The organism is Flavobacterium sp. UBA7682 (genome assembly GCF_002482945.1).
Lineage (GTDB): Bacteria > Bacteroidota > Bacteroidia > Flavobacteriales > Flavobacteriaceae > Flavobacterium.
This window is the reverse complement of record NZ_DLGY01000018.1, coordinates 45,389-58,363: the sequence shown is the minus strand read 5'-3', so window position 1 is coordinate 58,363 and position 12,975 is coordinate 45,389. Positions and strand designations below refer to the sequence as shown.

Here is a 12,975-nt window from a genome sequence, read left to right as displayed (position 1 = left end):
TACTTTAATTTTCATTGGAGTTCGATGAACACTTCGTGTTTGCAATAAAAATCCTTTTATGAATTGCCATGGGTTTTAACCCGTGGTAATTCATAAAAGATTGTAATGGAAAGCTGGAAAAAGCTTCAAAAAAAAATCCCGACGCGAATCGGGACTTTTACTTTGTATGTTGAAATATTATTTCTCAGCTACAATTTCGTATGGTAATTCGATAACCACTTCTCTGTGTAATCTTACAGTAGCAGCATATTTACCTGTACGTTTAACAACACCACTAGTGATGAATTTTCTATCGATTGGTTGACCAGCAGTCTCTAAAGCCGAAGCGATATCTATGTTAGTGATTGAACCGAATAATTTTTCTCCACCAGCTTTTGCTGTGATTTTAATCTCTAAAGCTTTTAAAGCTTCTGCGATTTTTTTAGCATCATCAACAATTTTAGCTTCTTTATAAGCTCTTTGTTTTAAATTTTCAGCTAAAACTTTTTTGGCAGATGGTGTTGCCAATTGAGCAAAACCTTGCGGGATTAAGAAATTACGACCGTAACCGTTTTTTACTGTTACTACGTCATCTTTAAATCCTAAATTCTGAACGTCTTGTTTTAAGATCAATTCCATGTTGTTGTCCTTTATTAGAGAAGTTAGGTTCCGATTAACGGGAAACCAACAACTATTGTTTAAATATTATTTTAATAAATCGGCCACGTATGGCATTAAAGCTAAGTGACGCGCTCTTTTCACAGCTACAGACACTTTTCTTTGGTATTTCAATGAAGTTCCGGTTAAACGTCTTGGTAAAATTTTACCTTGTTCGTTTACGAATTTCAATAAGAAGTCAGGATCTTTGTAATCTACATATTTGATACCTGATTTTTTGAAACGACAATACTTTTTAGTTTTGTTAGTTTCAATATTCAATGGAGTAAGATATCTGATATCTCCGTCCTTTTTTCCTGAAGCGGATTGTTGTAAAGTTGCCATAATTACGCTTTTGTTGCTTTTAATTTAGTTCTTCTTCTTTCTGCCCAAGAGATTGCGTGTTTGTCTAAACTTACTGTTAAGAAACGCATAACTCTTTCGTCACGTCTAAACTCAGTTTCAAAAGCAATAAGAGCTTCTCCTGATACTTGGAATTCGAATAAGTGGTAAAAACCACTTTTCTTGTTTTGGATTTCGTAAGCTAATTTTTTTAAGCCCCAATCCTCTTTAGATACCATCGTTGCTCCTTTAGCAGTAAGAAAATCTTCAAATTTGCTTACTGTTTCCTTTACCTGAACTTCAGATAAAACGGGATTTAAGATGAAAACAGTTTCGTAATGATTCATAATAAATTTTGTTAAATTTTAAATTGGGCGCGAAGATATAAAATGTTTTCTGAAATTCAATAGACAAAGAAGAGAAATCGTCTAAAAGTAAAAAATAACGTTTAAAAGCAAAAATAATCGACGAAACGTTAGGTGGATTAAAAAAAAGGTGTTATTTTTACAATTCCAAATCTATAATAAATAATATTATGAAACTAAATTGTGTCGTTGTTGATGATAGTTCCATTCAAAGGATGATCATTGCAAAATTAGTAAATAATCACCCCAATTTACATTTAGTAGGTGATTTTTCTAATGCAATTGAAGCAAAAAATTGCATGTCGGTTCATACTGTTGATTTAATCTTTCTCGATATTGAGATGCCGGTCATCAGTGGTTTTGATTTTCTTGACGGATTAAAAGTAAAACCCCAAATTATTTTTATCACGTCAAAAGCGGAATACGCTATGAAAGCGTTCGATTATGATGCTACGGACTACCTACAAAAACCGATAGCCTTAGATCGTTTTAATGCTTCTGTTAGAAGAGCAATGGATTTCCATATGCTTAAGAAAGAAAATCAAGAAGAAGAAGGAGAACATATCTTTATTAAGAGCAACCTTAAGAAACTTAAAGTGTATACCAATAAAATTAAGTGGATTGAAGCTTACGGAGATTATGTAAAAGTAGTAACGGAAGAAGATAGTAACCTCGTACTTTCTACAATGAAATCATTTGAACAGGATTTATCGAAAGAAAAATTCATCAGAGTTCACAAATCTTATATCATTAACATTGATAAGGTAGAACGTTTCAACAGTAAGTTTGCGGAAATTGGTCTCACTAAAATTCCTTTAAGCCGTAACAAAAAAGAAGATTTAATTAAAGCTTTAGCTATTGCTTAAAATTACTCAATAAAAATCGACATTTACAGTAACCTTAATTGTTCTGTATTGCGGTACTACATCAAAACTATTCAGTACTTTCTGGATAGTTTTTTTTGTACCTTGTAATGGCGTATCGCTTGGAATTTTAATCATAATCGTACGAATGTATTCATTTCGAATGCGACTAATTGCAGGTTCTTCCGGACCAAGAACAGGAATCGATAAATTTTGTTGCAATACCTGAAACAACCACATCGAACCTTCTTTGAGTTTATCAAAATCACGATGCTTCATGGTAAGCTTTATCAAGCGATAAAAAGGTGGATAATAGTAAATCTTTCGTTCATACAATTGCTCCTTATACATGCCTTCATAATCATTGTTAGTGACTTGCTGAATGACATTGTGCAACGGATTATAAGTTTGGATAATTACTTTACCTCTTTTCTCACTTCTACCCGATCGCCCGGATACTTGTGTCATCATTTGGTAACTTCTTTCAAAAGCCCTGAAATCGGGATGATACAACATATTGTCAGCATTCATTATCCCAACTAACGAAACATTATCAAAATCTAACCCTTTCGCCAGCATTTGCGTTCCAACCAAAACATCAATTTCACGATTTTTAAATCCGTCTATGATTTTTTCAAAGCTGTATTTGCCGCGTGTCGTGTCTTGGTCCATGCGTTTGATATTCTTATTCGGAAATAATTCGGCTAATTCCAACTCGATTTGTTCCGTTCCGAAGCCTTTGGTTTCCAAATCAACGCTCGAACAAACATGACAATTCGTAGGTTTGGCCATATTGTAACCGCAGTAATGACATCGCAATTGGTTTTTGTACTTGTGGTAAGTCAAACTCACATCGCATTGCGGACACTGCGGCACATGACCACAAGTCATGCATTCTAATACCGGTGAAAAACCACGTCGGTTTTGGAATAGAATTACTTGCTCATTATTGGCAAAAGCTTCAGTAATTTGTTCGATTAAAGTCAAGCTGAAATGACCTTTCATTTTCTTTCTGAAATAACTGTCTTTTAAATCAACCAATTCAATTTCGGGCATTTGCACTTTTCCGAAACGTTCTTTTAAACTCACAAAACCAAATTTTCCCGAAGTCGCATTATAATAGGTTTCAATACTTGGCGTAGCCGAACCTAATAAAACTTTAGATTGATGCGCATTAGCCAAAACTATAGCTGAATCACGGGCATGATATCGCGGTGCCGGATCTTGTTGTTTGAACGTTGGTTCGTGTTCTTCATCCACAATGATTAAACCCAAATTCGAAAATGGTAAAAACAAAGCCGACCTTGCTCCTATCACCACTTGTGCTTTTTCGGAAGAATTTAAAACTTGGTTCCAAACTTCTACTCGTTCATTATTACTGTACTTCGAATGAAAAACAGCGACTTTATTACCAAAATGTTTTGTCAAGCGCGAAACCAATTGCGTGGTTAAAGCTATTTCGGGTAATAAATACAAAACTTGTTTTCCGTCAGCAATGTAGTTTTCTATGAGTTTGGTATAAATTTCAGTCTTTCCACTGGAAGTTACACCATGCAGTAAACAAACGTCTTTTTCTAGAAATACATTTTCAATTTCATTAAAAGCATTTTGCTGCGCTTCACTTAAAGACAATTGATTATCGAGTTTATTTTTATCAAAATTAACCCTGTCTTCCTGGATGTAATATTCTTCAAAAACGCCTTTCACTACCAACGCTTTTACAATGGCTGTTGATGATTGTGCAGTTTCAATTAATTGTTTAACTGAAATTGGTTTTTTTTCCTGCGCTTGCCATTGGAAATACTGAAGCACTAAATTTTTCCTTTTTTCAGATTTTAAACTATCTAAAAGCTCAATCAGTTTTTCTTCTGCCAAATAATTTTCGTGCAAACGAATATAGCGAATGAGTTTAGGCTTGTACTCTTCTTGTATTTCCTCTTCAAGCGAAATGATGTTTTTATGAATCAACTTTTGAATCACCGGAAAAACCGTTTTTTTGTTGAGAATGTCAATGATATTTTGAACCTTCAACGAGGACTGATGTTGTAAAGCTTCATAAACCAAAAATTCATCATCGGACAAATCGGTTTCATCGACAAAAGTTTCTTTCCGTTGTGAAATAATCGTTTCGCTTTCCAACAACAAAGCCGATGGCAAAGCACCGCGATACACATCGCCAATGTTGCACATATAATAAGAGGCAATCCAAAACCAAAGATTGATTTGAAATTCGTTTACAATAGGTTTCTCGTCAAGGATTTGATGGATTTCTTTGGCTTCGTAAAGTGTTGGTGCGTTTTGATGCAAATCGATTACAATCGCCGTGTAGATTTTGTTTTTGCCAAAGGGAACCGCAATTCGCATTCCTTTAAAAATGAAATTATACTCTGCTTCCGAAACCTTGTATGTAAAGGTTTTAGGCAAAGAAAGCGGAATGATAACTTCAATAAAAAAAGACATGGCGGAAAGTTTAAAAAATGCGAACAGTTTGAGTTTTAACCCTGACAGCAGCGGCATTTCGTCTTTTGGGACGAGATAGAGCGAATGGCAGGTATTGCGTTTAAAAAATGCCCTATTGTTGGGTTTCTTGAGATTCTAATTCCTTTTGTTTTTCTCGCTTGATGTGATTGATTGACGCGTTTAAATCAAACCCTAAAAGCAATACTATACAATTTAGCCAAAGATAAAACATGACAACCAACAAAGTCCCGATTGAACCATAAAGTTCATTATATTTTGAAAACTTCACTACCCAAATCCCAAAGAAATAGGAAGAAATTATGATTAGAATAGTGGTAAAAACGGAACCGATAGATATGAATGATCGTTTTGCATCTCTTTTAATTCCGAATTTAAACAACAAAGATGTCGTAATCAAAATCATTAAAATCACAAAAATATACCTTCCCATTTCAATCAATGGAATATTATCCGAAAGCACATCTTGCAATTTTGTCTTTTGAATAAAAACCTCAAAAACGACTATCGCCGCCACGGTTATTATCAATACCATTGACAACAAAATAGAAAGACCGAGCGACACAAAATACTGTCTGAAAAATTTTCTCTTTGATAAAATATCAATGTGATGTGAACTCTCAAATCCGCCTAGAATAGCATTCACACCATTGGTCATCAATAAAATCGCCATGAAAAATCCGGTAGAAATCAAACCGCTGTTACTATTGTGTAAAATATCTTCAATAATCACAGCAATAGCATCATAGGTGGTTGGTGGTACACTTTGTTGGACAAAGCTTAAAAAATCCTCTTGAAATCCTTCAATCGGAATGTAAGGAATCAAGTTTAAAATAAACAGCATAAAAGGAAACAAAGCCATAAAAAAACTCCAAGCAATCGCCGCAGCTCTATAAGATATAGCGCCTTCAAAAACACCGATGAAATAAATTTCGATTAAATCATAAAGTGACAAACCGTGAAGCCAAGGCAATTGTACTTTTTGCAACAACAAAACCAATTGTTTGACTACAGGAATTTTTTTGAGTCTGTCTTCAATCTCGGTACTCATTTTAGATGGCTTTTAGACTTAAATCCATATTGTAAACTGAATGTGTTAAAGCACCGGAGGAAATATAATCTACACCACATTCCGCATATTGGCGAATGGTTGTTTCATTGATGTTTCCGGATGATTCAGTCAAACATTTGTCACCAATTAGCACTACTGCTTTCTCAGTATCTTCGAAATTGAAATTATCAATCAGAATTCGGTACACACCTTCATTTTGAAGGATTTCTTCGATTTCGGCTAAATTTCTGGCTTCGACTATAATTTTCAAATCGAGATTATTGTGTTTTAAATACGCTTTTGTTTTAGTAATCGCCTGAGTAATTCCGCCTGAAAAATCGTTATGATTGTCTTTCAACATAATCATATCATACAACGCAAAACGATGGTTTTCACCGCCCCCGATTTTCACCGCCCATTTTTCACAAGCACGGAATCCGGGAGTGGTTTTTCGGGTGTCTAAAATCTTGGTTTTGGTACCTTCTAAAAGTTGGACATATTTATTGGTTTTTGTCGCAATCGCCGACATTCTTTGCATTGAGTTCAATACCAATCGTTCCGCTTTCAAAATAGATTGCGAACTTCCCGAAACATGAAAAACGATATCACCATGTTTTACCGGCGTTCCATCTTCTATAAAAACATCTACTTCTAGTGTTGGATCGACATTTTCAAAAACCTTTTTGGCAAATTCCACTCCGGCGATAATTCCGCTGTCTTTGACCAAAAGTTTGGCTTTACCTTTTGCAGTATCGGGAATACAGGCTAGCGAAGTGTAATCGCCCGGACCAATATCCTCGCGAATGCCATTTTGAATAATTATATCAAGCTCTGTCTGAAATTGTTTTTCTGAAATCATTGGGCAAGTATTGTTTGGCTAAAATAATATTTTTTTAGATACGGCTGCGCCTCTTAGATTAATAGATTATTAGACTATTTAGATAGTTAGAAACTTAGAGATTTCTAATTATCTAAGAGCGAAGCATATCTAAAGCCTGAAGGGCGTTTCTAACAATCAAATAAAACTATTATCTTTGCGTCACAACAACACAACCCATGTACAAATTACTCCTTCGCCCAATTCTTTTTTGGTTTGACCCGGAAGAAGTGCATTATTTCACTTTTTCATTGGTAAAATTTATTTCCAAAATTCCTTTTGTTCCCCATCTTTTAAAATCGATTTATGAAGTTGAAGACAAACGTTTGGAACGAGAAGTTTTTGGCTTAAAATTTAAAAATCCGGTTGGATTAGCCGCTGGTTTTGACAAAGATGCGAAGCTTTACAATGAACTATCGCATTTTGGTTTCGGGTTTATCGAAATTGGAACATTAACGCCAAAACCACAAGACGGTAATCCCAAAAAAAGACTATTCCGTTTAAAAGAAGACAGCGCAATTATCAACCGAATGGGTTTTAATAATGGCGGTGTTGAAGCAGCCGTTTTGCGATTAAAAGAAAACAAAGGCGTTTTGATTGGTGGCAACATTGGCAAAAACAAACTCACTCCGAATGAAAATGCGACTTCAGATTATTTAATTTGCTTTGATGCTTTGTTCCAATATGTTGATTATTTTGTGGTCAATGTCAGTTCTCCAAATACACCAAACCTTAGAGAACTTCAGGAGAAAAAGCCGTTAACAGAACTTTTAAACACTTTACAATCGCATAATTTATTACACCAAAAACCAAAACCAATCTTACTGAAAATCGCTCCCGATTTGACTGACGAACAATTATTAGACATTATCGATATTGTAAATGATTCCAAAATTGCCGGCGTAATTGCTACAAATACCACCATTTCTCGGGAAGGTTTACAATCGGAAAATAAAGTAGAAACCGGTGGTTTATCCGGAAAACCTCTGACCAATCGTTCTACAGAAGTGATTCGTTTTCTTTCTCAAAAAAGCAATAAAGCCTTTCCTATTATTGGCGTTGGAGGCATTCATTCAGCGGAAGATGCGATTGAAAAACTGGAAGCCGGAGCGAGCTTGATACAATTATACACCGGATTTATCTATGAAGGTCCGAATTTGATTAAGGAAATCAATCAAAAAATTCTAGAAAAGAAGTAAGCAGTAATTGGTTAACAATCCCACCAAAAAAGCAATTCCGAAACTTAACAACGTTCCGATTAATACATATTCGGTCAGTTTTCGGTCTTTGGCTTCTTTCAAATCTCCGAATCTGAATATCGATTTGGCTGCCAATAAAAACCCGATGGCTTCGTAATGTCCTGTAATCACAAAATAGAATACAAACAATCGTTCGAGTATTCCAATATAATTTCCGGCGTTTTGCAAAGAATCATCGTTCTTATCGTTTTTGCTTTCCGGTGTCCAAATGGAAATGATATTTTTGATGATTATAGAAGTTGGTTTGGTCAATAAAATCAACGCTGTTAGCATAACCCAAAGTTGATTATCCATCAAAGAAAAATCAATAGTTTGGTCGTTATATAAAAGCGAAATGACTATTATAACCAACAAATGCATTAGCTGATCAGCTATAAACCAATTGCGTTTGGTTTTCTTTTTTTGAAATCGAAGTTTTAGAAAATCAATAAAGCCATGTAATAAAGCTAACAAGATTGCGAAACCCAAAAATGCTCTTTCTCCAATAATAATGTAAGCCAAAACACCATGCAGAAAAGTATGCAGATAAAGATACACACTGCGATGAACTTTCTTTTCTTTATCTAAAACCCATGAATTCGGTTGCAAGATAAAATCACCAATTAAATGGGCTAAAAGTAGTTTTACGAAAATAATCATACGCTCAGATTTTTAATTTTTTGGCGGAAATAATTTTCGGTTTCCAATAACAAATCATACTGTGCGCGTTTTCTTCTTCGGCTAACCGCGGCTTGATTGATACCAAGCTTCTGCCCGATTCCGTCTTGTGCTAAAGTTGGATTTTGCATCGCCACTTGAACTAGTTCAGCCGATTGTGGCAACCAACTGTCCATGAACGTTGATGCCAAACGGAGTTTTAAATTCAAATCGGTGTCCAATGCAAAATTTCCGGTGTTTACCGCCAAATTAACTTTTTGCTTTTTCAAGGTTTGAAAAACTTCGCCTGAACGCAAAAATGCCGTACCGTTACTTTCTGATATTTTCTTGGCGCTATAGTTTTTTTCACCAATACCAATACTCATTCGGACATCGAGTTTTAGTGTTTTGAAAAAAGCTTTAATTTGTAAAGCCGCATATAAAGCGTCTTCGGGATTTTTAATTTCCAATTGAAATTCATCTCCGCGGTAGATTTCCCATTCGGCCGGACTTTTACCAAACGTATTCAATAAAGTCTTCAATCCATCCATCCAAACATTGGAAGACAGCTTTCTGGAATTGACAATATCGCCTGTAATGATGCTTATCATAACTCAAATATAGGTAATAAATTCTATTATCCAAACATTATTACCAAAAAGTGTAATAAATGAAATTATTACCAAAATAGGTAATATTTGGATTTATTACTTAAAAATGTAATACTAAAACAAAATATAAATTTTAAAAAATGAGGAGTTTTAGTATCTTTGAAAACGCTTATGAAACCAATCAAAATTATAGAATGTCCACGCGATGCTATGCAAGGCATCAAAACTTTTATACCTACTGAGAAAAAAGTAGACTATATTCAGTCCTTACTTCGCGTCGGTTTTGACACGATTGATTTTGGCAGTTTTGTTTCACCTAAAGCGATTCCGCAAATGCAAGACACGGCAGAAGTTTTGGCACAATTGGATTTATCGCAAACACAAAGCAAACTCTTAGCTATCATTGCCAATACACAAGGCGCTCAATTGGCTTCTGTACATAAAGAAATTCAATACTTAGGCTTTCCGTTTTCGATTTCAGAAAACTTTCAGATGCGAAATACGCACAAAACAATTGCGGAAAGTTTGGTCACTTTACAAGAGATTTTAGATATTGCCAATACCTCAAATAAAGAAGTTGTGGCTTATTTATCAATGGGCTTTGGCAATCCGTATGGCGATCCTTGGAATGTTGAAATTGTAGGCGAATGGACGGAAAGATTGGCTAATATGGGCGTTAAAATATTATCGCTTTCGGATACAATCGGAAGTTCAACGCCTGATGTGATTGAATATTTGTTTTCAAATTTGATTCCGAAATACCCAAATATCGAATTTGGCGCACACTTACACACCACTCCGGACAAATGGCACGAAAAAGTAGACGCAGCCTACAAAGCCGGTTGTCACCGATTTGACGGCGCGATTCAAGGTTTTGGCGGATGTCCGATGGCGAAAGATGATTTGACCGGGAATATGCCAACAGAGAAACTGCTCTCCTATTTTACCGCTCAAAAGCAAGATACCAACACGAGTCCGATGAGCTTTGAAAGTGCTTATAATGAGGCTACAAAATTATTCAGTGCTTATCATTAAGACTTTCTTCTTTTGAATAATTTATAGATTTCAATCCACATCACCGAAATAAATCCCACTAAGACACAAACGCCTATTTGTGCCAAATCTATTTTTTCAAACAAAAAGAATTTAGAAAAAATCGGAACAAACAATAATAATGATGTCATCAATATGGTAATCCCAATAATGAGCAATACCAAATTGTTTTTATAACGAATAGTCGTAAAAATGGAATAATAAAAAGAACGATTGGCCAAGGTTAAAAATACATTAGAAGCAATTAAAGCTATAAAAATACTGGTTCTCGTCGCGCTTTCTGTTAATCCATGATAAATACAATATTGATATACCAAAAGCAATCCTATAGTAATTACCAATCCTTGAAGGATACTAATCGTAATTTCTTTTAAATTAAAAAAAGTTGACGTTAAAGGTCTTGGTTTTTGCAGCATTAAATTTCGCTCCATAGGTTCATTTTCATAAATGATAGAGCAAGTTGGCCCCATAATTATTTCCAAAAATATAATATGAACCGGTGTAAAAATATTGGGATAAATCCATCCTAATGCCAATGGAATAAAAACGATAAGGATAATCGGTATATGAATTGAAATGATGTACTGAATCGCTTTCTTGAGATTGAGATAAATCTTTCTCCCCATAGCAATCGCATCGGTCATTTTACTGAAATCATCATCTATCAAAATTAAATTGGCTGCTTGTTTGGCAATTTCTGTTCCTTTTTTGCCCATGGCAATTCCGATGTGTGCTGATTTCAATGCAGGACCATCGTTAACACCATCACCGGTCATCGCTACAATTTGATTGTTGTCTTTTAGCGCTTGGATAATTTTTAGTTTGGCTTCCGGAAACATTCGGGTAAAAATGGCGGTTTCCATTACTTTTGTTTTTAAAGTGGTTTCATCCATTTCCATTAATTCATCGCCGTTTAAAACTTTGTCAGCGTCTTTAAAACCAACTTGTCTCGCAATAGTTGAAGTTGTAGCAGCATTGTCTCCTGTAACTATTTTTACTTGAATTCCGGCTTTATAAAACGTTTCAAAAACTTCTTGAATATTGGCTTTTGGCGGGTCATAAAAAGCGACTAGTCCTTTAAAAAGAAACTTAAATTCTTGTTGGGTTTTAGGATAATCTTTCCCTGAAAAATCGGCCACACCAACACCTAAAATGCGATAACCTTCTTTAGCCATGATTTCCATCGCCGCTATGACTTGCTTCTTTTCAGTATCGTTTAAATTACTGACTTCAATTAGAGCTTCGGGCGCACCTTTGGCGGCGATTATTCTTTTACCGTTATTATCTTCAAAGACATGAGTCATCATCGGAGGTTTTCCACCTAACGGATATTCGTGAACCAACTTAAAATTAGGTCGTTCATCAAGCGATTCTAATTTGGCGTACGCTTCATGAACCGCAATTTCCATAGCGTCAAACGGAATCGGTTCGCTTGACCACATGGCATAACTCAAAACTTCTTGTGCTTCGGGATTTAATTTCTCATTAGTATTGATTATATTGTTTGAATTGAAAAGATACAATTGCGCTAAACTCATTTTGTTCTCCGTAATCGTTCCGGTTTTATCGGTACAAATTACAGTTGCGCTACCTAATGTTTCAACGGTTTTGGTTTGTTTGGTAATAATGCCCATCTTCATCAAACGCCAAGCACCAAGTGCCATAAAAGTGGTAAAAGCCACCGGTATTTCTTCCGGAATTACGCTCATGGCAATGGTTAATGCTTTCAGCAAACTATCTAAAACACTTTGAGATTGGTAAAAATTGATGCCCCAAACTATTCCAAAAGTTACCAATCCAATGATGGACATTTTCTTGACAAAATTGGTGATTTGAATTTGCAAAGGTGTTTTTTCTTCAACAATCTCCTCCAAACTTTTCCCAATTTTTCCTAAACTGGTTTGATTTCCGATTGCCGTAACTTTACAAATGGCCAATCCTGTTGCTACTGTTGTACCTTGAAATACTTGGTTAGTTTCTAAAGTTTCACTTTTAAAGACCGATAAAGATTCACCGGTTAGGATGGATTCATTCACCGAAAAATCATTCGACTGAACAATCACCGCATCGGCCGGAATAAAAGTCCCTTCTTCAACTTGAATGAAATCACCCAATACAATTTCTTCACTCGGAATTTCAAGTATTTCATTGTTTCGAATAACTTTACTTTTGGGCTGAGACAACTTCTTTAAAGCGTCAATGGCATTCCTGCTTCGGGCTTCTTGAAATAATGAAATAGCGGCTACAAATAAAATTGCAATCGTCATAAAAATACCATCGCCATAATCACCCGAAATATAGTATATACCAGCAGCCGCAGCTAAAAGGATAAACATAGGTTCCTTAAGCATTTCTAATAATGAAATTAAAAAGTGATTTTTGCGTTGGTGCGCTAAAGAATTTGAACCGTTCTTTTTTCTGGAAGCAATTACTTCATCATTTGAAAGTCCACTGATGTTTATTTTATTTTCTGTCATTATTGATGCAATAAGTATGTACCAAGTTAGTTATTTAAGATGACTTTAACCGCTTTATTTGTTTAAGATTGATACGTTGCGAATTCAATTTAACTACATCACTGAACCACGTTCAGCATAAACTGCAAACGGCTCTCTTATTTCAACACTCACAAGCAAAATATCAATTTAAATCTAGTGAGTTTTGAAAACACCTATAATCAAGCATTGTGAGTATTTGTAAAATTTTATTAAGGTGTTGCGCTTATGAAATTGTTTTTTGTATTTTTATAAGCCCATTTTAAAAAAAGAACTTTGCCTCGTATAATTAACTTTTCGGTCATAATA

The 12,975-nt window shown here is 35.1% G+C and carries 12 protein-coding genes; 3 read left to right on the top strand and 9 right to left on the bottom strand.

From position 1 onward, the window contains the following. Positions 1-177: 177 nt before the first annotated feature. The 3 genes from rplI to rpsF all read right to left on the bottom strand — a co-directional run bounded on the left by rplI (position 178) and on the right by rpsF (position 1,325). A complete protein-coding gene (rplI, locus tag B3C16_RS04040; RefSeq protein WP_121313598.1) occupies positions 178-618 on the bottom strand; it encodes a 50S ribosomal protein L9 in 441 nt (146 codons plus the stop codon). Positions 619-684: 66 nt separating this feature from the next. Next, positions 685-981 carry a 30S ribosomal protein S18 gene (gene rpsR, locus B3C16_RS04035; protein ID WP_121313597.1) on the bottom strand — a complete coding sequence of 99 codons (297 nt, stop codon included), beginning with the start codon at positions 979-981 and terminating at the stop codon, positions 685-687. Between the two features lie 2 nt (positions 982-983). Then, positions 984-1,325 (bottom strand): 30S ribosomal protein S6, encoded by a 342-nt coding sequence (gene rpsF / locus B3C16_RS04030; RefSeq protein ID WP_121313596.1) that lies wholly within the window; start codon positions 1,323-1,325, stop codon positions 984-986. 188 nt (positions 1,326-1,513) lie between these two features. Here rpsF and B3C16_RS04025 point away from each other — a divergent pair, with 188 nt between their 5' ends. Beyond that, the gene (locus tag B3C16_RS04025; RefSeq protein ID WP_121313595.1) at positions 1,514-2,209 is read left to right on the top strand and encodes a LytR/AlgR family response regulator transcription factor; all 696 of its coding nucleotides are present in this window, start codon (positions 1,514-1,516) and stop codon (positions 2,207-2,209) included. A 6-nt stretch (positions 2,210-2,215) separates the two neighbouring features. On the opposite strand, the gene priA is transcribed toward B3C16_RS04025, so the two are convergent. From priA to nadC, 3 genes are all read right to left on the bottom strand, one after another. Further along, positions 2,216-4,666, bottom strand: coding sequence for a replication restart helicase PriA (gene priA / locus B3C16_RS04020; RefSeq protein ID WP_291129047.1), 2,451 nt, complete (start codon positions 4,664-4,666; stop codon positions 2,216-2,218). A gap of 112 nt (positions 4,667-4,778) precedes the next feature. Then, positions 4,779-5,735 carry a YihY/virulence factor BrkB family protein gene (locus B3C16_RS04015; protein WP_291129044.1) on the bottom strand — a complete coding sequence of 319 codons (957 nt, stop codon included), beginning with the start codon at positions 5,733-5,735 and terminating at the stop codon, positions 4,779-4,781. Between the two features lies 1 nt (position 5,736). Continuing rightward, positions 5,737-6,594: a carboxylating nicotinate-nucleotide diphosphorylase gene (nadC, locus tag B3C16_RS04010; protein WP_291129041.1), complete on the bottom strand. Its 858-nt coding sequence runs from the start codon at positions 6,592-6,594 to the stop codon at positions 5,737-5,739. A 197-nt stretch (positions 6,595-6,791) separates the two neighbouring features. Here nadC and B3C16_RS04005 point away from each other — a divergent pair, with 197 nt between their 5' ends. Continuing rightward, positions 6,792-7,811, top strand: a complete 1,020-nt coding sequence (locus B3C16_RS04005) for a quinone-dependent dihydroorotate dehydrogenase (protein ID WP_291129038.1) — start codon at positions 6,792-6,794, stop codon at positions 7,809-7,811. Here the strand turns inward: B3C16_RS04005 and B3C16_RS04000 are convergent. Together B3C16_RS04000 and B3C16_RS03995 are read right to left on the bottom strand one after the other, a co-directional pair. Then, positions 7,797-8,510, bottom strand: a complete 714-nt coding sequence (locus B3C16_RS04000; RefSeq protein WP_291129034.1) for a DUF3307 domain-containing protein — start codon at positions 8,508-8,510, stop codon at positions 7,797-7,799. The two genes, B3C16_RS04005 and B3C16_RS04000, sit on opposite strands and share 15 nt — an antisense overlap. Continuing rightward, positions 8,507-9,118, bottom strand: a complete 612-nt coding sequence (locus B3C16_RS03995; RefSeq protein ID WP_121313589.1) for a hypothetical protein — start codon at positions 9,116-9,118, stop codon at positions 8,507-8,509. Before B3C16_RS03995 ends, B3C16_RS04000 begins: the two co-directional genes overlap by 4 nt. Positions 9,119-9,289: 171 nt before the next feature. On the opposite strand from B3C16_RS03995, the gene B3C16_RS03990 reads away from it, so the two are divergent. Further along, positions 9,290-10,153: a hydroxymethylglutaryl-CoA lyase gene (locus B3C16_RS03990; RefSeq protein ID WP_291129031.1), complete on the top strand. Its 864-nt coding sequence runs from the start codon at positions 9,290-9,292 to the stop codon at positions 10,151-10,153. On the opposite strand, the gene B3C16_RS03985 is transcribed toward B3C16_RS03990, so the two are convergent. Next, positions 10,150-12,648, bottom strand: coding sequence for a cation-translocating P-type ATPase (locus tag B3C16_RS03985; protein WP_291129030.1), 2,499 nt, complete (start codon positions 12,646-12,648; stop codon positions 10,150-10,152). The two genes, B3C16_RS03990 and B3C16_RS03985, sit on opposite strands and share 4 nt — an antisense overlap. Positions 12,649-12,975 lie beyond the last annotated feature (327 nt).

Coding starts and splice junctions, on each gene's coding strand:
- B3C16_RS03990 (WP_291129031.1), top strand. CDS start 9,290: ATGAAACCAATCAAAATTATAGAATGTCCACGCGATGCTATGCAAGGC.
- nadC (WP_291129041.1), bottom strand. CDS start 6,594: ATGATTTCAGAAAAACAATTTCAGACAGAGCTTGATATAATTATTCAA.
- B3C16_RS04015 (WP_291129044.1), bottom strand. CDS start 5,735: ATGAGTACCGAGATTGAAGACAGACTCAAAAAAATTCCTGTAGTCAAA.
- B3C16_RS04005 (WP_291129038.1), top strand. CDS start 6,792: ATGTACAAATTACTCCTTCGCCCAATTCTTTTTTGGTTTGACCCGGAA.
- rpsF (WP_121313596.1), bottom strand. CDS start 1,325: ATGAATCATTACGAAACTGTTTTCATCTTAAATCCCGTTTTATCTGAA.
- rplI (WP_121313598.1), bottom strand. CDS start 618: ATGGAATTGATCTTAAAACAAGACGTTCAGAATTTAGGATTTAAAGAT.
- B3C16_RS04025 (WP_121313595.1), top strand. CDS start 1,514: ATGAAACTAAATTGTGTCGTTGTTGATGATAGTTCCATTCAAAGGATG.
- rpsR (WP_121313597.1), bottom strand. CDS start 981: ATGGCAACTTTACAACAATCCGCTTCAGGAAAAAAGGACGGAGATATC.
- priA (WP_291129047.1), bottom strand. CDS start 4,666: ATGTCTTTTTTTATTGAAGTTATCATTCCGCTTTCTTTGCCTAAAACC.
- B3C16_RS03985 (WP_291129030.1), bottom strand. CDS start 12,648: ATGACAGAAAATAAAATAAACATCAGTGGACTTTCAAATGATGAAGTA.
- B3C16_RS03995 (WP_121313589.1), bottom strand. CDS start 9,118: ATGATAAGCATCATTACAGGCGATATTGTCAATTCCAGAAAGCTGTCT.
- B3C16_RS04000 (WP_291129034.1), bottom strand. CDS start 8,510: ATGATTATTTTCGTAAAACTACTTTTAGCCCATTTAATTGGTGATTTT.